21 protein-coding genes and 1 pseudogene are annotated in these 23,947 nt (G+C 45.2%); 8 read left to right on the forward strand and 14 right to left on the reverse strand.

Annotation, left to right across the window (positions count from 1 at the left end; translation table 11 throughout):
* Nucleotides 1–36 precede the first annotated feature (36 nt).
* Nucleotides 37–824: pseudogene (locus NSQ68_RS18265) on the reverse strand (isocitrate lyase/phosphoenolpyruvate mutase family protein).
* Nucleotides 825–1,089: 265 nt separating this feature from the next.
* Here NSQ68_RS18265 and NSQ68_RS18270 point away from each other — a divergent pair.
* A complete protein-coding gene (locus tag NSQ68_RS18270; protein WP_342426781.1) occupies nucleotides 1,090–2,121 on the forward strand; it encodes a chitosanase in 1,032 nt (343 codons plus the stop codon).
* Between the two features lie 228 nt (nucleotides 2,122–2,349).
* On the opposite strand, the gene NSQ68_RS18275 is transcribed toward NSQ68_RS18270, so the two are convergent.
* On the reverse strand, nucleotides 2,350–2,721 hold the full coding sequence (locus NSQ68_RS18275; protein ID WP_061828782.1) for a hypothetical protein: 372 nt from the start codon (nucleotides 2,719–2,721) through the stop codon (nucleotides 2,350–2,352).
* A 183-nt stretch (nucleotides 2,722–2,904) separates the two neighbouring features.
* Here NSQ68_RS18275 and NSQ68_RS18280 point away from each other — a divergent pair, with 183 nt between their 5' ends.
* Together NSQ68_RS18280 and NSQ68_RS18285 are read left to right on the forward strand one after the other, a co-directional pair.
* Nucleotides 2,905–3,084, forward strand: coding sequence for a hypothetical protein (locus tag NSQ68_RS18280; RefSeq protein WP_029515542.1), 180 nt, complete (start codon nucleotides 2,905–2,907; stop codon nucleotides 3,082–3,084).
* Nucleotides 3,085–3,165: 81 nt separating this feature from the next.
* The gene (locus tag NSQ68_RS18285; protein ID WP_307347499.1) at nucleotides 3,166–3,975 is read left to right on the forward strand and encodes a GNAT family N-acetyltransferase; all 810 of its coding nucleotides are present in this window, start codon (nucleotides 3,166–3,168) and stop codon (nucleotides 3,973–3,975) included.
* A 99-nt stretch (nucleotides 3,976–4,074) separates the two neighbouring features.
* Here the strand turns inward: NSQ68_RS18285 and NSQ68_RS18290 are convergent, their stop codons facing one another.
* The 4 genes from NSQ68_RS18290 to NSQ68_RS18305 form a co-directional block, all read right to left on the reverse strand.
* On the reverse strand, nucleotides 4,075–5,247 hold the full coding sequence (locus NSQ68_RS18290; protein WP_307347501.1) for an MFS transporter: 1,173 nt from the start codon (nucleotides 5,245–5,247) through the stop codon (nucleotides 4,075–4,077).
* A gap of 71 nt (nucleotides 5,248–5,318) precedes the next feature.
* On the reverse strand, nucleotides 5,319–5,597 hold the full coding sequence (locus NSQ68_RS18295) for a metalloregulator ArsR/SmtB family transcription factor (protein WP_013311367.1): 279 nt from the start codon (nucleotides 5,595–5,597) through the stop codon (nucleotides 5,319–5,321).
* A gap of 223 nt (nucleotides 5,598–5,820) precedes the next feature.
* Nucleotides 5,821–6,558 (reverse strand): SDR family oxidoreductase, encoded by a 738-nt coding sequence (locus tag NSQ68_RS18300; protein ID WP_342426782.1) that lies wholly within the window; start codon nucleotides 6,556–6,558, stop codon nucleotides 5,821–5,823.
* Between the two features lie 49 nt (nucleotides 6,559–6,607).
* On the reverse strand, nucleotides 6,608–6,886 hold the full coding sequence (locus NSQ68_RS18305; protein WP_307347509.1) for an Atu4866 domain-containing protein: 279 nt from the start codon (nucleotides 6,884–6,886) through the stop codon (nucleotides 6,608–6,610).
* Nucleotides 6,887–7,087: 201 nt separating this feature from the next.
* On the opposite strand from NSQ68_RS18305, the gene NSQ68_RS18310 reads away from it, so the two are divergent.
* Entirely contained in the window at nucleotides 7,088–8,017 is a 930-nt protein-coding gene (locus NSQ68_RS18310) for an AraC family transcriptional regulator (RefSeq protein WP_342429133.1), read from the forward strand.
* A 142-nt stretch (nucleotides 8,018–8,159) separates the two neighbouring features.
* Here the strand turns inward: NSQ68_RS18310 and NSQ68_RS18315 are convergent, their stop codons facing one another.
* Nucleotides 8,160–8,810 carry a hypothetical protein gene (locus NSQ68_RS18315; RefSeq protein ID WP_342426783.1) on the reverse strand — a complete coding sequence of 217 codons (651 nt, stop codon included), beginning with the start codon at nucleotides 8,808–8,810 and terminating at the stop codon, nucleotides 8,160–8,162.
* A 118-nt stretch (nucleotides 8,811–8,928) separates the two neighbouring features.
* The gene (locus NSQ68_RS18320) at nucleotides 8,929–9,966 is read right to left on the reverse strand and encodes a LacI family DNA-binding transcriptional regulator (RefSeq protein WP_013311372.1); all 1,038 of its coding nucleotides are present in this window, start codon (nucleotides 9,964–9,966) and stop codon (nucleotides 8,929–8,931) included.
* A 340-nt stretch (nucleotides 9,967–10,306) separates the two neighbouring features.
* Here NSQ68_RS18320 and NSQ68_RS18325 point away from each other — a divergent pair, with 340 nt between their 5' ends.
* Nucleotides 10,307–11,359: a 2,3-butanediol dehydrogenase gene (locus NSQ68_RS18325; RefSeq protein ID WP_342426784.1), complete on the forward strand. Its 1,053-nt coding sequence runs from the start codon at nucleotides 10,307–10,309 to the stop codon at nucleotides 11,357–11,359.
* A gap of 186 nt (nucleotides 11,360–11,545) precedes the next feature.
* Here the strand turns inward: NSQ68_RS18325 and NSQ68_RS18330 are convergent, their stop codons facing one another.
* Nucleotides 11,546–13,540, reverse strand: coding sequence for an AraC family transcriptional regulator (locus NSQ68_RS18330; RefSeq protein WP_342426785.1), 1,995 nt, complete (start codon nucleotides 13,538–13,540; stop codon nucleotides 11,546–11,548).
* 180 nt (nucleotides 13,541–13,720) lie between these two features.
* On the opposite strand from NSQ68_RS18330, the gene NSQ68_RS18335 reads away from it, so the two are divergent.
* From NSQ68_RS18335 to NSQ68_RS18345, 3 genes are all read left to right on the forward strand, one after another.
* Nucleotides 13,721–14,983 (forward strand): VWA domain-containing protein, encoded by a 1,263-nt coding sequence (locus NSQ68_RS18335; RefSeq protein ID WP_342426786.1) that lies wholly within the window; start codon nucleotides 13,721–13,723, stop codon nucleotides 14,981–14,983.
* Between the two features lie 269 nt (nucleotides 14,984–15,252).
* Nucleotides 15,253–16,596 carry an amino acid permease gene (locus tag NSQ68_RS18340; protein ID WP_342426787.1) on the forward strand — a complete coding sequence of 448 codons (1,344 nt, stop codon included), beginning with the start codon at nucleotides 15,253–15,255 and terminating at the stop codon, nucleotides 16,594–16,596.
* A 7-nt stretch (nucleotides 16,597–16,603) separates the two neighbouring features.
* Nucleotides 16,604–17,761, forward strand: coding sequence for a VanZ family protein (locus NSQ68_RS18345; RefSeq protein ID WP_342426788.1), 1,158 nt, complete (start codon nucleotides 16,604–16,606; stop codon nucleotides 17,759–17,761).
* Nucleotides 17,762–17,893: 132 nt separating this feature from the next.
* Here the strand turns inward: NSQ68_RS18345 and NSQ68_RS18350 are convergent, their stop codons facing one another.
* The 5 genes from NSQ68_RS18350 to NSQ68_RS18370 all read right to left on the reverse strand — a co-directional run bounded on the left by NSQ68_RS18350 (nucleotide 17,894) and on the right by NSQ68_RS18370 (nucleotide 23,944).
* Nucleotides 17,894–18,547 (reverse strand): nitroreductase family protein, encoded by a 654-nt coding sequence (locus NSQ68_RS18350; RefSeq protein ID WP_023989745.1) that lies wholly within the window; start codon nucleotides 18,545–18,547, stop codon nucleotides 17,894–17,896.
* A gap of 51 nt (nucleotides 18,548–18,598) precedes the next feature.
* Complete coding sequence (locus NSQ68_RS18355; RefSeq protein WP_342429134.1) at nucleotides 18,599–18,991, reverse strand: MarR family transcriptional regulator; 393 nt, start codon at nucleotides 18,989–18,991, stop codon at nucleotides 18,599–18,601.
* Nucleotides 18,992–19,234: 243 nt separating this feature from the next.
* Nucleotides 19,235–20,611, reverse strand: a complete 1,377-nt coding sequence (gene gdhA / locus NSQ68_RS18360) for an NADP-specific glutamate dehydrogenase (protein ID WP_025718156.1) — start codon at nucleotides 20,609–20,611, stop codon at nucleotides 19,235–19,237.
* A 381-nt stretch (nucleotides 20,612–20,992) separates the two neighbouring features.
* The gene (thrC, locus tag NSQ68_RS18365) at nucleotides 20,993–22,384 is read right to left on the reverse strand and encodes a threonine synthase (protein ID WP_342426789.1); all 1,392 of its coding nucleotides are present in this window, start codon (nucleotides 22,382–22,384) and stop codon (nucleotides 20,993–20,995) included.
* A gap of 216 nt (nucleotides 22,385–22,600) precedes the next feature.
* A complete protein-coding gene (locus tag NSQ68_RS18370; RefSeq protein ID WP_342426790.1) occupies nucleotides 22,601–23,944 on the reverse strand; it encodes a TldD/PmbA family protein in 1,344 nt (447 codons plus the stop codon).
* Nucleotides 23,945–23,947: the final 3 nt, after the last annotated feature.

Genomic DNA, 23,947 nt, shown 5'->3' on the forward strand with positions numbered 1-23,947 from the left:
ATCGAATGCTCTGTCCTTTCTATAGTTCATATTCATCTAGCTCAAGGATTTTGCAAAATCCTCATATAAATGTGATGTATCTTGTAGCTCTATCAACTGTTCGGCATTCTTTTGCAAAGCAACTATTATCTTATCAGAAAATGCATTTCCAAAGCTAAACCGTTTAACACCTAACTGCTGAAGCTGGTGGACATTCGTCAGACCCGGCAGGGATAAAACATTAAGCGGAGCATGTACACGAAACACAACTTCTCTGATCTCTTCATCACTCTTTAATCCTGGAACAAAAATTCCGTTCGCACCACTATCCACATACGCTTTGGCCCGCTCTATGGTCTCTGAAAGCGGGGCATCCATCTGCAAATATGTATCCGTTCTTGCGTTTATAAAAAACTCTTAAACCCACGCGTATCCAATGCTGTTCTTATTTTGGACAACAGGTTGCTGTGCAGGCCCACTTCTCGAAGCCCCTTTTGCGTTTTCAAAGAATCCTCAATATTAATCCCTGCAACTCCCACATCGGCTACCCTTAAAACATGCTCAACAATCGTTGCCGTATCCTCCCCATATCCTGCTTCAATATCTGCTGACACTGGAATCTGAACATGCTCAGCAATCGTCCGAATAATGCTTACATGCTGGTCAAAATCAATAAGCTCTCCATCTGAGAATCCAAGCGTATTGGCAATTCCCCAGCTCGTCGTACCTATCGCCTTAAAGCCTGCCTTCTCCAGAGCCACCGCAGATAGCATATCCCAGGCGTTCCCTAAAAATAGAAGTTCCTCTGATGTGTGAAGTGCATGAAACTGATGAATTTTGTTCATAAATATAGCCTCCTGATATGTGATGTAACTCATTTTATCAAGAGGCTATATTTGTTTCGTCCTCATTCTTGCACTTATGGTCTGTAGGAATCTAGGAATGACTAGGTCCATTTATTCACATATAAAACATAATTTTTGAAAAAAACGGTTATTTAAGCTCTATTCAATCCTATGCTTCTTATCTATACTCTTGCTAAATCCATTCGAGTTAGATGGAAATCTACGCTTTTAGCCTTTCACAATTATATTTTATAGGAGGAGTTATATGTATAAAATAAGTAATCAACTTGTTTCCAATAAAACAAAGTTCTTTATGATCTTGCTAAGCTTTACTGTAATTGCTTCTTTCTCTAGCTTGTCCGGCCCTTCACCTGCTAAGGCTTTTGCTGAAGAGAATGGAACTCCGGTACAGAAAACGATCGATTTAAATGAGGGCTTCGACAACTCAAATGAAGCTAGTATAGAGCCATTATCCCTTACCAGCGAAGCAGCTACTAGCCAAGGAGCGGTTACAGCTATCGATCATGATGCTAATTTCTCACCTTCAACACTTCAGTTTCTGAAGGCTAATACAGGACTCGACGGTGAGCAATGGGACAATATTATGAAGCTAGTGAACAAACCAGAGCAAGATTCTTTGAAATGGACTGAATTCTATGGCTATGCTGAAGATATCGGCGATAATCGCGGATACACCATTGGTATCTTTGGAGCAACAACAGGCGGTACAAATGATACGGGACCCGATGGTCCGGACTTATTCAAAGCTTTTGATGCTGCTAGCGGAGCTAGTAACCCCTCCATTGCAGGTGGATTAACACGTGCTGGTCTGAAGGGGAAAATGAGCGGTTCGATTCTGAAGCTCAGCGATAGCGATAGTGTCATTAAGAAGAAGATCAACGCTCTCCAAAACAATGAAGCTTGGAGGGAAGCCATGTGGCGTACGTTCTATGACACCTATATCGAATATAGTGTACAGCAAGCACAGAAACGCGGATTTAATACTGCTCTGACAATTGGATCATTTGTCGACACAGCACTCAATCAAGGCGCTACTGGTGATTCAGGTAGCCTTGAAGGAATCCTCTCACGTTCAGGCAGTAGTACGAATGAAAAGAAGTTCATGACTAGCTTCTATGCTAAGCGTACATTGGTTGTCGATACCAACGATTATAACCAGCCTCCCAATGGTAAGAATCGTGTGAAACAATGGAGTTCTCTCTTGGCTTCTGGCGAAACAGATCTTAAGAACGCAGATGCAGCCGTAATCAAAGCAACGAATTGGGAACTGAAATAAATAGAATATACGTCATTAGGAGGACATATCGTATGCCCTCCTTTATCTATATTTCATGAACATTGAGTTGGTATTGACTGCTAATAAGTCCTATTCTCCCATACCGTTCCTCTCATCATTCGAGTATGTAGATCGCGTGTACAAATAGAGAGACTGCCCCAGAAGCCCAAAAGTTGCAAGCTCCTGAAACAGTCTTGTAAAATGGTTTATGAAGTCGAAATAAGGCCGTTAGATGATTCGATAGCCAGATGGAAGTCTACCGCTACTGCGGATATTACGGATTTGCTGCAACGTCAAACGTTGATTGGTAGAGATAATAGATTCCACATCATTCCCGCGAATCAGATCATCCAGGTCGGCGATGTTGCGATTGCCTCTAAATACACGGAAGTTACCTCTAAACCGCGTGCCAGTAAAGAGTACAAGTGTAGCATTGCTACTAGTAGAAAAGAAACGCAGACTTTCGATGCCGTCGAGAATGTTATCGGTATTACGAATGCCTAGGTTTCCTCTGAATACTCTCCTGGAACCCCGAAAATTTTCTTCGTTGTAGACTGTAAGACGTGGATACGTTTGAGATACATATGCTTTGTTGTCCATGTTGTAATTCCTCCTTTCAACTTTATCTTATGCTTCACCATCCGATTGGCGCGGGCCTCGCAGCATCCATCTAAAAATAGTTATGTGATCGAATAGAGCAGATGCAGACTTGAAAAAGGAACATACGTTCTGTATAATCTAGCTTAGCAATTTGGAAAATCCTGAACTAACGGAGATGCGGACATGGACGATAAATTTATTGAGGAACTACGTGAAATTAGCAGAAACGACAAGCGAAGATCCGAATTTCTTATTAAAGGTATGAAGGAAACACTTCAGGAAAGAAAAGAGAAAAACTTTATCGAAAGATGGATTTGGCGACAAAAAAATAAGAAGCGTATAGCGCGGAAGTTTAAATCCTAGTAGATATAACAACTGAATCTCCATAGCTTCATAGCACTTTACAAGTGCTTAGGTCATAGCCCATTTTTAGGAGGTAGCGTCATGATTGAGCAACTAGTCCCAAACGACGATATATTGAATCATAATCTATTTTTGGCGGATGAAGTTCGATACCATTTGGTCCACCGAATTTGTGAATTAGAAGGGTCAACATGCCTCAAAACGTCCGATAAAAATATGATCTTTGCTCAATCACCCGGACATAAGGCCTGGCTATGGATCTCACAACAAACTACAGATAATCATAAATTGGCCTATGTAGAAGAACTCTTACGTTATTTAAAGGGAACCCCCCTATCCGGGGTATGTGGTGATGCCGAAACAGTCGAGAAGTTCGCAAATGCTTACACACAACGTCATGTTGCTCAGGTACATACCCACATGGTCATGGAATCTTATTTCTGCCCTCAATATAAAAAGCCCTCGGACGTTGAGGGAATGATCCGACAATCCATCCCAGAGGATGTACAAGTAGTTGCCCAGTTTCTAGCTGGTTTTTCAGAAGAGGCTTTAGGCAGTTCTGTTGATCCGGTTAGTCAAATATCAGCTGCGGAGAAGACCATCGGGACAGGAAATTTGTACCTTTGGATAGTAAATAACATGCCCGTATCCATGGCTAATATTGCTCACCGCTCGCCGAGACATGCTCGTATTAATGCTGTGTATACTCCACCTCATTTGCGAAAGAAAGGTTTTGCCAGCGCAATGGTATCCGAGCTATGTTCCATTTTAGAAAATGAGCATTTAGTGCCCATGCTATATGCAGACTTAAAAAATTCAGTTTCCAATCAAGTTTATAAAAATATCGGCTTTAAGGAAGGCGGCAAAATCACTGATATTGCGTTTGAATAAGCCCTCCTACTGCAAGAGAGCATATTATTGCTCATTCAAATCAAACAAGGCCCGCAATGTTATCCATCGCTGGGCCTCCTCTTCACTTATCTATGCACTTTACTCCGTAACACCCAATCCCGTGTGAACTGAGGATCTTCGTGAAAGTAAATATACAGCTACAATGGCGATGACGACACCGACTGCTCCAAACCAAGTGATGGAAGCCAGCGAAACCTGACCAACAACTACACCGCCGATTCCGGCTCCGGCTGCCATAGCAAGCTGCATCGTAGACTGATTGAGACTCAGCATCACACCTGAAGATTCAGGCACAAGTGTGACCAGATTATATTGTTGAGTAGGTCCAGTTGTCCAGGCTGCAAACGACCAAAGGATCAATAAAGCAAATACTGCGATCAGGGAATGAGCGGCAAAAGGAAGCAAGAGTAAGGAAATACCGTGCAACACCATACCCCCGAATAATGTAAAGGAAATACCCTTTTTATCTGCGCTGTATCCACCGATTTTCGACCCGATCAGACTGGCGATTCCGAAGGCAAGTAATACTGAACTTAGCATATTATCCCCTACACCTGATACATTCAGCAAGTACGGTGAAATGTAAGTATACGCGAGGGAATAACCCCCTCCCCAAAAGAAGGTAATAGCCAATCCCAAAGCGACTTCAGGCTTTTTCAGAAGAGCAAACTGTTGTAGTAAGGGGATCGGTTGATCTCCTTTCAAGCGAGGAAGCGTCATAACGATAACGATCAAGGCAATAATCCCTGTCAACGCAATGCCGAGAAATACGGTTTTCCAGCCATACGCAGAAGATATCATTCTTCCAAGTGGCACCCCGATAATCAGCGAGGCTGTAAAACCCATAGTGACTGTAGCAATAGAACTGGCCTGTTTGCCGGCTGGGGCAATTTTTGCTGCAATGCTCAGAGCTGTAACCACAACCATCCCCGCTCCGAGGGCCATAAGAATACGTGCAGCAATAAACATTCCAAAGCCCGGCAGTGCAAAGGACAGAACATTGGCAACTGCAAATAATCCAAGGGAACTCAAGAGCAGTTTGCGTCTGTCCCATTTAGCGGTTACTGCCATCAGGATCGGCGTTCCAATCGCATAAGCCAGAGAATAAACGGTAATCAACTGACCTGCAGCCGCCACTGTAATTCCCATCGTCGCCGAAATCTGATCCAAAATACCTGCGATGATATATTGAGATGTGCCTACCAAAAAACTGACAATGGCTAAAATATATACTTTCCATGTACTCTGCATTTTCTAGTAACGCCTCTTTCCTTTTCTTATTTTTATATTTTTACAAATATCGAAATTGAGACTAAAAAAATTTATGTTATCAGGAACGGGGCATATTTCTGCGCTGCTTCCACATCCAAGCTGTAATAAATAAACGTCCCCTCTTTACGGTATGTGAGCAGCCCCGACTCTGCCATTTGCTTCAGATGGTGCGACAGTGTTGAAATAGCTACACTGTTCAGCTTCTCGCCCAGCACAGAGCAGCATTGGTCACTTTCCTCTTTTAGCAGAAGTGCTATTTTGAGACGAGTGGGTTCTCCAAGTGCTTTATATATTTTTACAGCTTGCTGCATCTCTGTTGTATCTTTCACCCTGTTCGGCCCCCTTCTGTTCCAGTCTTAATTTCGATGTTTGTCGAAATAAAGTTATCACAAACATTTGTAAAAGTAAACCCGTTTATTATAAAGATACAGCTTTTTTACACTCTGAGGTGTGAATGATGGTCTTTCTCATCCGATAAATAATCCCCCATCCATAAAGGATGGAGGAAAAAAATCTGAGTATAGAGGGAGAAACGTCGTGGATGCCATGGCGTTAATTCGGGCTTGCCGTGGGTCTGACAATAATTTCATTAACATCTACATCCGCTGGCTGCTCCATGGCATACAGAATGGAACGGGCTATGGCATCAGGCGAAATCGAAATACGACGATACTCTTTCATTCCTTGCCGGGCCTCTTCATCTGAAATACTGTCAGCAAGCTCAGATTGGGTTACTCCCGGCGATACCAACGTCACGCGAATATCTCCCCCCACCTCCAAGCGCAATCCTTCAGAGATCGCCCGAACCGCATACTTCGTAGCGCAATACACCGCTGCAGTCGGGGTTACACTATACGCGCCAATAGAGGCGATATTGATAAACTGACCAAATCCTTGCTTTTTCATAATCGGAAGCCCTGCAGCAATCCCATGCAGAACGCCTCGTATATTTACATCAATCATGCGATCCCATTCCTCTACCTTCAGGGCCTCTAATTTTGAAAGAGGCATCACTCCCGCATTGTTCAAAATGACATCCACACGCCCAAATGTTTTTTCCGCGTAGTTAATGAACGCTTCCATCTGGTCCCTCTTAGTCACATCCAGTTGCTGATAATCAGCCGATCCACCTTTAGAACGAATCTCGGATGTCAGAGCCTCCAGACGCTCTGTGCGTCTGGCCCCTAATATCACATGAGCCCCATGGTGAGCAAGTAAACGGGCAGTAGCTTCACCGATCCCACTGCTTGCCCCTGTAATAGCTACGACTTTCCCTTTAATATTCAACATGCTTATTCCTCCTCTAGTTTAAAATGTCACTGAAAAAAGATAAAATAGATTACTTTTTTTCTTCCCTGTAAAAAACCATCCCTGCATGATACAAAACACCATCTTTGAATTCACCATCTGCCGTAAATCCGGTGTCGTCCACATACTCGATATAGTCATCTTCTACGATATAGCTGCCTGTATAGGCACTTTGTCTCTGACCACGTGCTTCATCATAACGGCCATTAGGCAAGAGTTCCTGACGGATATTTCCGTCTTCAGTTACCCACATCCCTATATAGGGATGTTGCGAAGCGTGTACACTTTTTTCCGCTTTGTTGCTCTCCATGACTATTTCACTCCTTTGCATTTCTATTATTTTCTCAATTGCTCATAAGGTGTTGTATCTGCATCTTATTATGAGAGGAATATCCATCGGGCTGGTAGAAGAATCAGAGCAAATTATTGCCTAATCCTCCAAAGACCCTTAATATGTAATAAACTACTGAAAATGAAAACAGGCTGCGTTGCAAAGAAGGGAGGTGTCATGATGGGGGCAACCAAAATAGAGGGTTCTACCATGGAAAAACAAGCCGAATTGGCAAGGCTTATAGAACGGTTTTCAAATCAGGACGGAGTTCTCGCTACAGCCATACCTTCGCTTCACTTCGTCCGAAGTTCACATACAACCGTTCCGATACATCAAGTCCATGAACCTGCCTTATGTATTGTGGCACAAGGCAGAAAAATCGTGATGCTCGCAGAGGAAAGTTACCATTACGGCACATCCGACTACCTTGTTGTGTCAGTGGATTTGCCGATCTCGGGACAGGTCATCCAAGCATCAGCAGAAGCTCCTTATTTGTGCCTCCGGCTCAATTTTGATCCGCATCAGGTTTTGGACCTGATCAAGGAATCTACTTTTCCCACAAGCCTCATGCCTGCTTCCAGACGAGGCTTGTATGTAAGCCAAACCAACTCTCTACTGCTGGATGCCGTGGTAAGGCTAGTGCATCTTTTGGAAAACCCGCAGGATGTTCCAGTGCTGGCTCCATTAGTCATTCGTGAGATACTGTATAGGATTTTACAGGGTAATCAGGGGGAATCCTTAAAACAACTGGTCATGACCGGCAGCCATTCAAACCGGATTGCAGAAGTCATAAAGCGGATTAAGCAGGATTATGATAAGCCGTTGCGTATTGAGGAATTGTCCAAACTAGCGAATATGAGTCCTTCGTCACTACATCGACATTTCAAAGAGGTTACGGCTATGAGCCCCATGCAATATCAAAAACAATTACGTCTACAAGAGTCACGCCGCCTGTTGTTATCCGAGTCAGCGGATGCGGCAGATGTCGGTTTTCAGGTAGGTTACGAGAGTCCCTCACAATTCAGCCGCGAATACGCCCGCTTGTTCGGCCTGCCTCCAATTAGTGATATCAAACGCTTGCGCTCGGATCAGGATCACCCGACTACTTGAACACGTTGTTAGATAAACATACGAAACCAATGGTCCTACTAACGCTTATCCCAATCATAGATGGCAGGATGTAAAAAAACAGCACAAACAGCCGCTTCTCCGGTAGAGACGCGGCTGTTCAATATATTCCTCTATGCATGCATCAATACGGATCATCCAGCTTGACGAACAAAGCTCGAATGACATCCTTCTCTGCAGTAGTAAGCTTTTGTCCTGCCTGCCATTGTTGAATCTCTTTCTTGACTTCCTTTGATTCTCTATAGCTGAGAGCATACCCGATGCTTCCTATACCTTGTGTGCGGTTGGTTTTGTCCATATTTGCCAATGCTCGAGTCATCGCAGTTCTGTCTCTTGTAAACAAATCTCCCATAAGAGCAGCATAGCTTTCGCTTAAAGCTCCATCCAATCCTTCAGAAGCTCGGATCACATTTGCAAAACTTTCCGATGGAATAAAAGCGCGCTGCCTATACAAATATTCGATAATTTCCAGGCTTTGATGTTTATTGATTTCGTTCATCTTTCCCCATTGGATTTCTGCTAAATGGTCCGTCATGTGACGTACTTTTGCTTCATCACTGAGGGAAGAATCCTTATAAAAGGACAGCACAAGCTCCTCTTTACTTTGCTGGGTATGCTGCGTATTCGCTGCAGTTTGCTTGGACTCCCCATGGTTTGCTCCGGACGGCGCCGCAGTTTCAGCATCCTGTCCCACTGGATGAGGAGTACACCCTATGGTTACAGCCAGCATTAGTGCAGTACAAGCTGCCGAAACGAACCCATTCCCTTTTAACATGAATCCACTCTCCTGTCTGAACAAACAATGGTCGTTATAATTGCCCAAAATCCACTCCTATCTTGCTATGCCTGCAACCGTTCATCCATCTAACAATAGGAAAATTCCATCTAGACTTCTACGCGTCACGCCCAACCGTAGGCTTACGGATCACAGAGACGCTGGATTCCCTCACAATCAGACGAGGCTCGAATTGCACACGCTCATAATCCCCAGGTGTCTGTTCCTGAATCCGCTTGAGCAGCAGCTCCGCAGCCAACCGCGCCACTTCTTCCCCCATGATGGAAACTGAGCTGATCTGAGGAGTCGTTACCATAGCCCACAGATTGTTATCAATACCGACTACAGCAACCTCATCCGGCACTTTTACGCCCAAATCCTTAAATCGATTGACGATCCCTATCGCCACCATATCATTAACCGCATAAATAGCATCCGGCATATGTTTCAAGCTGTAAAAATAATCCGCAGCACGCAGCCCTGTCTCAAAAGAGAAATCATCGCCAAAATAAACGAGTGAAGGGTCCACATGCTGGAGAGACTGCTCATAAGCAAAGTATCTTTCCTCGATTTTGTCCTTCGCAGCACCTGCATAGGCAATTCTTGTTCTGCCGATTTTAAGTAAATGCTCCATCACGAGTCTTCCCTCTTGCCGGGCCAGACTGACGATATCCGCTTTGACATCTTCGCCCAGCTTCTTGCCATAGTTAATAATGGACACGGGAACGCTAGCTTTGTTAATCAGATCTACCAACATTTTCGGATACGCCAGCGGCATAATGATGAGCCCGTCGACATGCAGCTTCTTGACCTCACGAACTGTTTCAAGCTCCATTCTGGCATTCCCGGCGGTATTGATTTGCACGACACGGTAACCATGCTGCTTGGCGGCCTGCTCTACGGACCAAGCGATTTCCGGAATAATCGCGTTACGAATGTCCGGCACGGCCAGCGCGATTTGTCGTGTCTGACGCACTTTCAAGCTCTGAGCCGAGGTGTTGGGCGTAAACCCCATCTCTTCAATGACTTGCAAAATCAAGGCTTTCGTTCTCGGGCTGATGCCCTCACTATCGTTAATAGCTCTGGAGACAGTCGCAATACCGACTCCTGCCCGCTTGGCTACATCCTCTATGGTTACTTTCTTTTGATCTGTCACGCCCAAAATCCTTTCAAGAACGGAATCGTTTTCTGACTTTCTAAAATAAAGTCTTAATACTGATATTATACCACAGAATGAGTGTCTAAAAATTGAAGTCGTTTTCTTCTTGTCTTTACTTCACCTGAAAAATCCACAAAACCTCTTTGTATAAAAGCAACGAGCCAAATATAGCACTGTAGTCACAAGTGATTATATTCACAAAAAAATCAAGTGCTTTTTGTATGAAATTGGTTTGACAATGTGTAAAATTTGTGACATATTATTTTTCGGAAACGTTTCCTAATTCATTCACTTTTATAGAGGCAATGATCATATATTCGTCAAGGAGATGACAAACATGCAAGCATTGAGATGGCATGGAGTAAAAGACTTACGATTGGAAAACATTGAGCAGCCCGCCGCTCTGGCAGGAAAAGTAAAAATCAAAGTAGAATGGTGTGGCATTTGCGGAAGTGATCTTCACGAATATGTAGCAGGACCGATCTTTATTCCTCAAGATGCTCAGCATCCATTGACTGGCGAAAAAGCGCCGATCGTAATGGGACATGAATTCTCTGGACAAGTCGTCGAAATCGGCGAAGGTGTAACCAAGATTCAGGTTGGCGACCGTGTCGTTGTAGAGCCGGTTTTTGCATGTGGAGAATGTGATGCATGTAAACAAGGCAAATATAATCTTTGCGATAAAATGGGCTTCCTCGGTCTGGCAGGCGGCGGCGGTGGATTTTCTGAATATGTCGCAGCTGACGAGCATATGGTTCACAAAATTCCAGAAAGCGTATCTTTCGAACAAGGCGCTTTGGTAGAGCCTTCGGCCGTTGCTTTGTATGCTGTTCGTCAAAGCCAACTGAAAGTCGGAGACAAAGCCGTAGTATTTGGCGCTGGTCCTATCGGATTGCTGGTTATTGAAGCGTTGAAAGCTTCGGGCGCATCTGAGATTTATGCAGTAGAGCTTTCCGAGGAACGCAAAGCTAAAGCTGAAGAGCTGGGTGCTATCGTGATTGATCCTAAAACTTATGATGTTGTGCAAGAGCTGCACAAACGGACTAACGGCGGCGTAGATGTAGCCTATGAAGTCACTGGAGTTCCTCCTGTGCTGACTCAAGCTATTGAATCCACTAAAATTAGCGGACAAATTATGATCGTCAGCATTTTTGAAAAAGAAGCTCCGATCAAGCCTAACAATATCGTTATGAAGGAACGCAATCTGACCGGTATTATCGGCTACCGTGATGTATTCCCGGCTGTCATCAGCCTGATGGAAAAAGGTTACTTCCCTGCCGACAAGCTGGTTACCAAACGTATTAAGCTCGAAGAAGTGATTGAGCAAGGTTTTGAAGGACTCCTGAAAGAGAAAAATCAGGTTAAAATCCTGGTATCTCCGCAAGCTTAATTTAGAAAATAAACCAGATGTCTGCTCTATGCAGACATCTTTTATTATAAAACCAGGTTGCACGGCAAGAGTTCATACGGAATTAAAAAGACAAAACAGCGCTCTCCTACTGTGGCCTCTGCCGTTAAGTGAGAATAGCGCTGTTTTATTATAATCTAGTTTATTAAGTTACATTACTTAGTTACATTACTTAGTTACATTTCTCAGAACATCGTCAATCATTTGACTATTTGCAATTGTACCTGTATACAACCAGCTGGAATCCTTGCCAAAATCGTATACATGGCCTTCTTTAACGGCTGGAATTCCCGCCCATACAGGATCTTTTACAATATCTTCTTTACTTACGTTTTTGCTGTTCACGATAAAGACATAATCCGCATCCAGCTCGGCCAGCTTCTCCAGCGATAAATTACTCCAGTTCGCCTTAGCCGTTTTGGAAATCTCCTGTACGACTTGTGGAATCTTGAATCCCAAATCCTTATACAATACATCACCGCTGGATAGATTCTGGTTTACGACATACACGTTTTTATCCGTTACCCATAATGCCGCCGCAGTTTTTTGTCCCACCGTCTGACTCAGCTTGGCTTTAGCCTCTGCTGCTTTTTTGTCGTAGTTGCTCAATACCTGCTTCGCTTCATTGCTCTTATTCAGCACCTCGCCCACGGTCAGCAGCTCTTGACGCCAATCATTGTTCATATTACTGCCTACCACGTAGGTTGGAGCAATTTTAGAGTATTGATTATATTTGTCGCCTTCAACCATGCTCGCACTGTCCATAATGATCAAATCAGGCTTGAAGTTCAGAACCGCCTCAAACGGAAGATCTGAAGCAATGGTAGGAACGTCCTTCAGTTCTTTTTGAAGGTAAGCTTGAACTGAATTTTTGCCTACCGACCATTGGGCTACGGGTTTAACACCTAGGGCAACCAGATGATCCTCCAGATAAGAAGCGATCACTCGCTGAGGCTGAGCCGGAATCTTCACCTCATGCCCAAGTGCATCCTTCAGCACCCTTTCCTGTGATGTTGGTTCCGTCGATGTATTATTAGTCCCTTGGGAAGCGCCATCGGTTGCCGTAGGACTGGATGTGCCTGAGCACGCGCTGAGCAGCAGGGTAAAACTAAGTAATAAAATAAATGCCATGGAATGCTTTGCGTTTCTATTCATTTGTAAAATCCCTTCATCATGATTTTGATAATGATTATTATCCTCAATACCAGTATGCAGGGCGCCACTTATCGAATCAATGGAACATTCGGACATGCTTAATGGATTATCCAGACGGGTATCTCTCACAGAAACAGTTGAATACAGGCTGTCCCGATAATGAACCGGGGATATACCCACATATTTTTTGAAAGCCCGGCTAAAGAAATAAACATCCGGGTACCCCACACTGACAGCGATATCCTGTAAAGTCGCATCCGTCTTCCGTAAAAGCTCCTTCGCCTTGTCCATTCGCAGTTGAATTAAGTACATAATCGGGCTACAATCCGTTTGTTTTTTAAATAACCGGGTCAGATGTCTCGGACTGCATTCCAACAATCCAGCCAAACGTTCCAGCGTTACGGACTCCGCGTAATGATCCTGCATAAATCGAATGGCCTGGGTCACAATATCCCGCGCAGAAGTTCGAGCCTTCGGTTCCTGCAATTGCCGCATACATTCATATGCAAAATCATAAAACCGACCCTGGGCCTGAATCTTGGATAGCGCCTCTTGATCCTGCCATGCGTACTCCAGTAATTGCAGCTTTTGATATAGTATAACCGGATAAGGCGGTACAAAACCATGAGCTATCGAAGGATGATTATACACCGTATGTCCTGATAGAGAAGTCGCTTTATATAGTACAAGGATATATTCAATCCCGCATTGCGAGGGTTTCATATTCAGTTCAAAGCCTTTGCTGCCATGCAGTACGTACCCTGAATGTGGCGTATCCTTCCAATCGCCATCCAAACGCACGCTACCCTGCAATACAAATACAAAAGCCTGCGCTGGAAGACGATACGGTTGAAGCAACCCTTCTGCTTCCAGTCGAATATGCCGGACATCCATGATACGGATCGACGAATGGAGCCATAGGGACAGAAGTTTGTTTAACTCATCAGCTTCATTTCCCTTGCGCATCCCGATATAGGAACCTGTCTGCTTTTGCCGATCCTGCTTCACGTATCAAAGCCTCCACTTCATAAATATCATACTTTTTTTCCAAACCAACCTCATTATATATCATCTTTTACTGTGTCTACCATGAGACAAATATTCCCGCACGAAACAAGGTGAATATATCATTTCCATGGTACAATTTGTATAAATACAAGATTTAAAATACATAGGGGGTTTGACAGCATGAGCGGTCCCAACATTGCATTGAGTACAGGAGCTAATGCACCATTCGGTAAGGAAGATACAGTGCGGGTCACCATTACATGGAAGCATGCACCTGCCGAACTGGATGTTAGCTGTTTTATGGTAGGAGCAGACGGAAAGGTTTCCTCAGATGACTATTTCATTTTTTACAATCAACCCGCTGACCCGCACGGCCATGTACGGTTACAGCGTCCCAATGACAGAACCACTGAGTTTACTGTAGCGCTCCAGGAACTGGAACGAACCGGAGTGGAAAAATGTGTGTTTGCGGCCACGCTGGACGGCCCAGGTACTTTTGCCGATGTGGTCGGCTGCTCACTTACTGCTCAAGGCAAGCAATCCCATATCACCTACAGTATCACCGAAGCCACCAGTGAGACATCACTTGTGCTGGCAGAGGTGTATCGTCATACGTCTGGCTTCAAGCTTCGCGCAGTTGGACGTGGTTTCAACGGAGGGCTGAAGCCGCTCGCCGAGGCTCATGGTGTAACCGTGGAGGAAACGGAATCGCCAGCAGCACCGTCCGCTGATAAAGCCAGCGTGAAAGAGCCTTCTCCTGTGAATGGAAGAATTAATCTGCTTAAACAGAAGGTGCAAATTTCACTCCAAAAGAAGCAGATAGACCGTGAAAAAGCACGAGTAGCGGTTGTATTGGACGCTTCTGCTTCCATGGCGAAACTGTACTCTAAGGGAACCGTGCAAAAAGCCTTCGAACGTGTTCTGGCTGTATCGGCCTGCATGGATGATGACGGTGAAATGGACGTATGGTTTTTTGCGAACAAAGCCAAACGCGCTCCAAGCGTCACGGAACGGGATTACGAGAATTACGTAAAACGAAATTTCCCAGAAATCGGATACGGAAATATAGGATTTGGTAACAATGAGCCTGAAGTGATAGAGGATATTATTTTAAAATATACAAAAGAGGTACCCAATGAAACAATCCCGACCTACATTATCTTTTTCAGTGACGGTGGCGTATATGAAACGAAAAAAATATCAAAGTTGCTGATCAAGTGCTCGAAAACTCCGATTTTCTGGCAATTTGTTGGTCTTGGTAATGCTGATTTCGGAGTCCTTCAAAAGTTGGATAATCTGCGCGGTCGCGTAGTGGATAATGCAGATTTCTTTGCCTTGGATGACATTGAGTCCGTGACAGACGCAGAATTATACGACCGTCTGCTGAACGAGTTTCCTGGTTGGCTCAAGCAAGTGCGGGCTAAAGGAATATTGCGGAGCTAATCCTTCATCGCAATGCGATACTCCTACATGATCACTTAAATATCCGCCGAGCAGAGCAATAAAGGCAGAATGACCGCAGATAGAGCAATCATCAGCGCCAGCATTCTGCCTCTGTTTTCTTCAGTTTGTCCTCTAGCAATTTCAATCTCCCTACCAGATCCTATTTCTTTCATTTCCTAATTGGATATTTTCATGTAGTATAAGTCTAATTGAAGTAACCCTGTTTGGGCTATGCTGAAGCTATACACTATATGAAGGAGGATTTCATATTGAAATCAAATGAAGCAACTTTGCACAAAAAGCTGCTCCCACGGCACATTACCTTTATGGCTATGGGTGGAGTTATCGGAACGGGAATTTTTAAAGGAAGTACCGAGACGATTAGCTTGGCGGGACCTGGAGTTATTTTATCCTATGTCTTCGCAGGACTCTTGCTCTTGGTCGTTATGGGCGCAATTGCCGAGATGGCTACCGTCTACCCCAACATGAATATGAAGGATTTTATTCGAAAAGCTTTTGGAGAACGACTGTCCTTTATTATCGGCTGGTTGTATTGCTTTATGTGGCTGGCTGTCTGTATCATTGAAGTCATTGCTGCGGGGAGCTTCCTACAATATTGGTTGCCAGATGTTCCTCTATGGGTACTCAGTTTAGTGAGTGCGGCTTTCATTATTGTCGTCAACATGCTGAGTGTCGGCGGATTTGGGGAGCTGGAATTTTGGCTTGCGGGTATTAAGATTGCCATGATTATTATCTTCATCGCCTTGGGTGGCTGTATACTGTTCGGGATTATTCCCACTGAAACTCCACCTTATCTAAGCAACTACGCGCAGCACGGCGGATTTCTACCCAATGGCTGGTTGGCTATCTTTTCAGCGCTGCTGGTCGTTACCTTTTCATACGGAGGGTCCGAGCTGATTGGACTGACGCTGACGGAGACAGAAAATCCGGAAAAGGTGCTGCCTAAAGTGGTTAAAAGCTTTATTCTTCGCGTTGTTTTGTTCTATACATTGCCAATTCTCATCATTTGTGGCTTGATTCCCTGGAACCAACTGGATGCGAATACCAGTCCGTTTGTACAGGTATTGTCTTCTGTAGGGCTTCAAGGCTCGGCTCATGTCATGAACTTTATTCTGATTACTGCTGTACTGTCTGCCGCCAATTCTGGGATTTACGGGGCTACACGTATGCTGCATTCGTTGGCGGTCAATGGAGAAGGTCCCAAATCACTCGCCCGCGTATCTTCTAATGGGGTTCCAGTGAATAGTCTCAAATTCTGCGCTGTAATCCTGATTGTCGGTTCCATGGTTGCTTATATCGCTCAAGACGGGCTGTTCCGTATTTTGATGGCTGTACCTGGCTTTGTCGTGCTGCTCGTCTGGAGCTGCATTTGTCTGTCCCAATTGAAGTTGCGCAAATCTTATCCCGTGGAGCCTACTTTCAAGATATGGGGATTCCCTTATGTAACGGCGGTTACAGTGGGATGTCTATGGGTAATTGCGTTCCTGTTCTTGCTTGACCCGCAAAATCGCATCAGCATTAGCGTGTGCGTGGCGTTCATGGCATTTCTGATCATCTGGTCGTTAGTGAAGTTCCGGAGAAAGCAGGCGTAAGCAGCACATGATTCAATCGTATCTGTTTCCTGTTTCATATGCCTTTCTTGCATTTCCTTTTGCTGCGTTATTGTTCACACTGCCATTCCTAATCGTGCAATATCGCAGGCATGGCTATATTCACAAGGCTAGAGCATGGCTGCTTTACTTGATGCTTTTATACTTGATGAACGCTTTTTTTCTGGTCATACTCCCGCTTCCGGCATCGCGTCATAATGCTGCATTAGCCGGGGGAGCGTTGCAGTTAATGCCCTTGCAGTTCGTTCACGACATTATAAGAGAAACATCTGTCTCACCCGCCCATCCCTCCAGCTATATTCATTTGCTGAAGGAGCGTGCTTTTCTGCAAGTCGTTTTTAACGTTGTGATGACCGTGCCTTTCGGTATGTTCTTACGTTATTATTTCCGTGCACGATGGGGATGGTGTCTGATTCTGTCCATTATCCTCTCCCTCATCTTTGAGGTGACGCAGCTGACAGGACTGTATGGATTTTTTGACCATGCGTATCGCGTGTTCGATGTAGACGATCTAATGGCTAATACATTGGGTGGTATGCTAGGCTTTCTATTAGGCGAATGGTTTTCACGCTTCCTGCCCCGCTTGGAACATCTGGACAAGCATGTGGACATGGCAACGAAGCGAGTGTCCTATACCCGACGGGGCGTAGCCTTTTTCGTGGATTCTATCATTTGGACCGGGCTACTGGGTATCATGGAATCGCTGCATGTGCCTGCTGCTTTCTGGATTTCCAGTGGGGTGTATTTTATAGTGGTTCCTTACCTGACGAATGGACGAACTCCAGGAAAATGGCTGGTGCGTATTCATCTTATAGGGACAGGACAACGGATTTTTCTATGGGAGCTCATAAAGCGTTACAGTCTCTTGTACTGGGTGTATTTTGGACTTAATTACGTACTGGGTGGGTCTGTCCTATGGTCTCAAGTGTCCCCTTGGCTAAGTGTTCTGATTAGCCTTTTGCTGTTAGTGATCAACGGATGGTTCTTTTTCCATCTGGTCATACGCCTATTCAAGAAAGCCCCGTTATTTTATGAGGAGCTTAGCCATACTTCGCACCAAATTATATGGCCCAAGCACTATCATCAGCCTCAAAATGACACCGCTGACCCGGCAGAGACGCCGGGAGCGAATACCGTGAAATGGTAACCGAAAGACTGAGAACGTGATAAGCACCCGCGATCTACGTTGCATCTAAGCAAATAAAAAAACAGGCGAAGCAAAGGGATTTCCTTTGTCCGCCTGTTTTTTATTTTGCGTATAGATGTTAATTCGTTCCCCTTATTTCCACTGTGCGATTTGATCAATAGGCAAACGTGTGGACGGATGACCATCGTTGATTCCTTTACCCATGGAAATGAGCATAACAGGGACATAACGATCTTTTTCCAGACCAAAGGCTTCAGCAATTTGATCCTTTTCAAAACCGCCAATAGCGTTAGTATCATAACCATGAGCGCGCGCTACCAGCATAAGCTGCATGGATACCAAACCCCCGTCAATCAGGACCGTTTCTTTGTTCACAACGGGATCAAGCGCTGCAAAATGAGCTGCCACTTTTTCCTGTTGCATTTCTTTAATGTCTTTTGGCATATAGCCCAGTTCTACAGCTTCTCCGAAAATTTGTTCGAAATTATCAAAGTTGTTCAAATCTCCAAACACAGCGATCACTGCCGAAGATGTCTCCACTTGACGTTGGTTGAAACGGGCCAATGGTGCCAGTGTAGCCTTACCTTCAGGGCTGTCAATGACGAGAAAACGCCAAGGTTGCAGGTTAATGGAAGATGGTGCGCGTGTAGCTTCTGTCAAAATCTCAGTCATTTCCTCGCGGCTGATCTTCACGGACGGATCGTATACTTTTACCGAACGGCGTCCCAAGGCGATTTCTTTAAAATCATTCGTTTTTACCGTACTGGATGTATTCGTATTATTCATTCCAATCTCTCCTTATCCCTCTGTGGGTATAGTAATGTTAAAAAAATGTTGTCAGTCCATATCGGATATATGACTATTCATCACTTGCAGCATATCAGCTAGTTGGTGTCGCTGGGTCTCGTCAAAGCTCTGTAGCAGCTGAGCTACAAACTGCGAGCGCTCCTGCTTAAAGATGACAATGCGTGCACGCCCATAATCGGTCAGGCTTACCAAGGTAACCCTGTTGTCCTCTGGCTTGGTGCGTCGTGTGACCATTGCTGTCGCTTCCAGTTGTTTCAAATGACGCGTTACCGCTGCAGCATCAATGCCAACTTCTTTTTGCAGCAGAGTTTGACTAATCTCCTGTACTTGATACAACTTGCACAATAGCTGCAATCTGGATGCACTGACTCCTGCACAACGCTCAAACTTGGAGCTAATCTGCTTGTTCAGCAACAATAGCATGTCAAAAATATACTCAGGCTCGGATGGTGTCTGGGTGATATCAATCTCTCCTCCCTTAAGCATATCGCTGGGCTTCGTGATACAACCCTTGATCCATCAATTATTGATCTATCAAGTAATATACATCCTCTTTAAAAATAAATCAAGTCCCTGAGAAAAATAAAGTGCTTTTTGCAAATAAAAGCTGAGCGACTCGCACAAGAGTCGCTCAGCTTCAATTCAACTTTATTATGTTCCGTTGCGCTAAATAATCCCGTGGGACAGCATTGCGTCAGCCACACGCACAAATCCTGCGATATTGGCTCCGACAACCAGATTGCCCGGCACGCCGTATTCCTCAGCCGCCTTCACGCTGTTAGCATAGATATTTTTCATAATATCATGCAGCTTGGCATCCACTTCCTCAAAGGTCCATGACAGGCGCATGCTGTTTTGTGACATTTCGAGCGCCGAGACGGCTACTCCGCCTGCATTGGCAGCTTTGGCTGGTCCAAATAGAACTCCATTGTCCAAAAACACTTCAATCGCCTGTAACGAGGATGGCATATTGGCACCTTCGCCAATAGCTTTTACACCATTGCTTACCAGCAACTGGGCTGCTTGCTCGTCAATTTCATTCTGTGTGGCGCATGGCAGTGCGATGTCACATGGGATCGACCAGATCCCCGAGCAGCCTTCTGTATAGATTGCGCCTGGACGCTCTTGCGTATACTCGCTAATCCGCAGACGATTCACTTCTTTCAGCTGCTTCACCAGCTTCAGATCGATACCGTCTGGATCATAGATGTAGCCATTCGAGTCACTACATGCCACGACTGTAGCGCCAAGCTGCTGTGCTTTTTCAATCGCATAAATGGATACGTTCCCCGAACCCGACACGACGACGCGTTTTCCTTCAAAAGACGATCCCTGAGCTTGCAACATCTCGTTTACAAAATACACACAACCGTAGCCGGTCGCTTCCGTACGTGTGAGACTACCTCCGTAATGAATCCCTTTGCCCGTCAGGACGCCGCCTTCATGTCCTCCACGAATCCGCTTGTACTGCCCGAACATGTAACCGATCTCGCGACCACCTACACCAATATCCCCTGCCGGAACATCGGCATCTGGGCCGATATATTTATACAACTCGGTCATGAAGCTTTGTGTAAAACGCATCACTTCGTTATCTGATTTCCCTTTGGGATCAAAATCCGAGCCGCCTTTACCACCACCGATGGGAAGACCCGTCAATGCATTTTTGAAAATTTGCTCAAAACCCAAAAATTTGACGATTCCCAGATAGACAGACGGATGGAAGCGAAGTCCACCTTTATAAGGCCCTATCGCACTGTTAAACTGTACGCGGAAGCCACGGTTGACCTGTACAACCCCCGCATCATCCACCCAAGGTACACGGAAGGTAATGACTCGCTCAGGCTCCACTAGCCGTTCCAGAAGCCCCTGCTGCATATACTTAGGATGCTTAGCCAATACCGGAATTAGCGAATCCAATATTTCCTTGACGGCCTGATGGAATTCATTCTCATGAGGATTGCGCGCGATAACCTTCTCAAAAACGGACTGCACATATTCGGCTGCTGCTTGTTGACTCTGCTCTGGACGGATCATGGTCATGATTTAATACACCCCTTTTATAATTAGCCCCTCTGTTAAATGACGGAACGACTTGATTCTGCACCTTCGAGAGTGGAACGTTATGTATTCATAAAATTTAGTTAACTATACATGATTTTTTATAATAATACAGCTAATTCGCCTATAAAAAATTTTTGTATCCTTCATTAAATAACTCTATGAACCTCTCATTGCCTGTTAGTTTCCTGAAGCTAAATCCCTTGGTTTACGGGCTTTTTCCCCGATTTTCAAGGCCCTAACACCTTACTCTATATGGCATTATAATGTGAACAAATTCAAACTAATACATACATCATATCTGGAAAATATGGATATAAAAAAGGAGGCTGCGCACAGGGCGTAGCCTCTTTTCCCATTCTTTTACACATAAAAGGCTTCAAGCTGACGCACAATTTCTGCCTCGTCATGCTCTACCACCTGCTGATGCTGCGACTTTGAGAACAATTGTTCAATTTGCGCCGGGAACTCCTGCTTGATGTCCACCAGACGAATGGCTTCATCGAATTTGGCCGGATGTGCTGTCGCGAAGGTCACACTGACTTCGTCTGCGCCATTATACGCCTCATACGCGGCAATACCGCATGCCGTATGCGGGTCGAGCAAATAATCGTATTCGGCCTTGTATTTTTTGATTAGCTCCAGACACTGCTCATTCGAAGCGCCGAGCGCTTCAAAATCTTGCTGGACACGTTTCAAATCCTCTGCACCGATCACAATCCGTCCCTCGGTTTTGAGGTTATTCATGTATTCAGATACCTTGGCTGCATCCTCTCCGAGGAAATAGTACAGATATCTTTCGAAATTGCTCGCCACCTGAATGTCCATCGAAGGACTGTATGTGCTTTTGAAGTCACCCGGCTGGTATTCGCCTGTCTTCACGAAGCGCTCCAAAATATTATTTTCATTGGTTGCAATAATCAGCTTATGGATCGGCAAGCCCATTTTCTTCGCAAGAAAGCCGGAAAAAATATTGCCAAAGTTTCCGGATGGCACGCTGATATTGATCTTCTTCGTACCCGCTGACTCCTGCGCCCGGAAATAAGCATAGAAGTAATATACCGTCTGCGCCAAAATACGTACAAAGTTAATCGAATTAATCGCCCGCAGATGATGTTTTGCTTTGAAGTCCAGATCAGCAAACAGGTCCTTAATCACTTTTTGACAATCGTCAAAGTTCCCTTTTACGGACAGATTCAATACATTTTCATCGTCAACCGTCGTCATTTGCAGCTCTTGTACCTTGCTCACCTTTTGGTGTGGGTGCAAAATACAGATTTTAATGCCTTCCTTGCCACGCACGCCCTGAATCGCTGCCGCCCCGGTATCGCCCGAGGTTGCACCCAAAATGTGAATGATCTCATTCTGCTTTTTGGACACATAGGAATAAAACTCACCCATAAATTGCAAGGCCACATCCTTGAACGCGAACGTAGGTCCGTGGAACAGCTCCAAAATAGACAGGGAATCGTTGATCTTCTTCACTGGCGTAACTTCTGGATCACGGAAGCTCGCATAACTGCGCTCCACCAGCTGCTCCAAATCTTCACGAGGAATCTCATCATTGATATACAGCGCAAAAACTTCCAGCAGCAGCTCTCTGTAGCTCAATGTGGCCCATTGCTCCAAAGTAGCTGCCGACACGGTCGGAATCTGCTCTGGTACCATCAGACCTCCATCGTCAGCTAACCCCATGAGCACAGTATCAATAAATCCCTTGGCTTCTACTCGACCTCTAGTACTTATATATCTCATATACATCCCCCAATAAAAATTCAATTCGAACCTTTTTTCGAATATATTATTGTCTATAATACCCTGTCGCGGTGCTGTAACCAAGCCTTTTTTTCATATTTTAAAGACTTTCTCCTACTTTACCATACCCTGATGCATCAGGCATCTGTCGTCGCTAGGCAATTGGAAGGTTAGGAACAGGCCGTAAGTCTGGAAAGAAGAAGGCTACTCCAGTGATTAGGAGCCTGAAATCGAGAGTGTAGCCAGCTTGAGCGAAGGCGATGTGCAGCTTCCCGTAAAACGTAAATCGTTGCCAACTTCCTCTACCTGCTGCAACACATCAAAGAAGTTGCCCGATACGGTAATCTGGTTGACCGCTCTGACCACTTTCCCCTGCTCAATCCAGTAGCCCAGACAAGCCAGCGAAAAATTACCGGACGCCGTATTCGTCCCCGCATGCAGTCCTTGCAGCTCGACGATCATCAGCCCGCGATTCGTCTTACGAATCATGTCCTCCAACGTAGACGTGCCTGGTTCCACATACAGATTATGATACGACACACCAATTTTACCGTTATAGCTGCCCTTGGAAGCATTAGAGGTACTTTCCACCCCAGCCTTGCGGGCCGTCTTGCGGTTATGGAAATACGTCCGCAGTTCGCCATCCTTGATGATCTCGTTGCGGCGTGTCGCACTGCCTTCAGCATCAAACGTACTGCCTGCCGGAACATTCTCCATCAGCGGATCATCAATCAGCGTAATACGCTCGCTTGCCACCTTTTGCCCCAGTTTCCCAGCCAAGCGTGAAAAGCCTTTATCCACCGACTCCGCTGAAAATACCGATGTATACGCAGCCAGCAATTGCGCGGCTGCATCATGGCGGAAAATGACCGGATAGTTATCCGATTGGATCGTATGCGCACCCAGCTTGGAAACAGCCTCTTTTACGGCTTTATGCGCCACATTCGCGATATCAATTTCTTCCACGCTCCGCAGGGAATAATCATGCCAACCCCCGGTAACGGTCTCGCCTTGGTCTGCAGCAATCACATACACATAAGCGGTCGCCAGACTTTTGCGACGATGGCAGTGCAGTCCTTTTGTATTCATAATCAGGACCTCATTTTCACGAATGCTGACCGAGCAATGCCGAGCCATCACAATCCGTGGGTCTGCGGCAAGTGCTGTACGCTCCATTTCTAACGCCGCTTCGATCAGAATCTCAGGAGCCGTGTCAGCAAGCGTTGAGGCATAGGCAGGCTGCTCAGGGTAGCTCTCAGAGCCTGCGAACAGCTCATCCTGCTCCTCGCTCTCCAATATGTCCGCGTTGCTGCGTGCTTCCTCCAACAAAAAGTCGATCACATCCAGTTCCAGCTTCTCCGTAGAGGCATAGCCCATTTTCCCGTTAATAACACCACGGAAGGAAAGTCCGCCGTTTTCAACGATGGTATATTGGTCAATTTCTCCCTTCAGTACCTTCACTGTGGTAGAACGTCCATTTACATAGTAGATTTCCATATCCTCATAGCCCATTTCCCGACCTTTTGCGAATATCGCTTCCTGAAAATGCTGAATATTCATCGC

This window comes from Paenibacillus sp. FSL L8-0158, assembly GCF_038592965.1.
In the GTDB taxonomy this organism is placed as follows: Bacteria; Bacillota; Bacilli; order Paenibacillales; family Paenibacillaceae; genus Paenibacillus; species Paenibacillus polymyxa_D.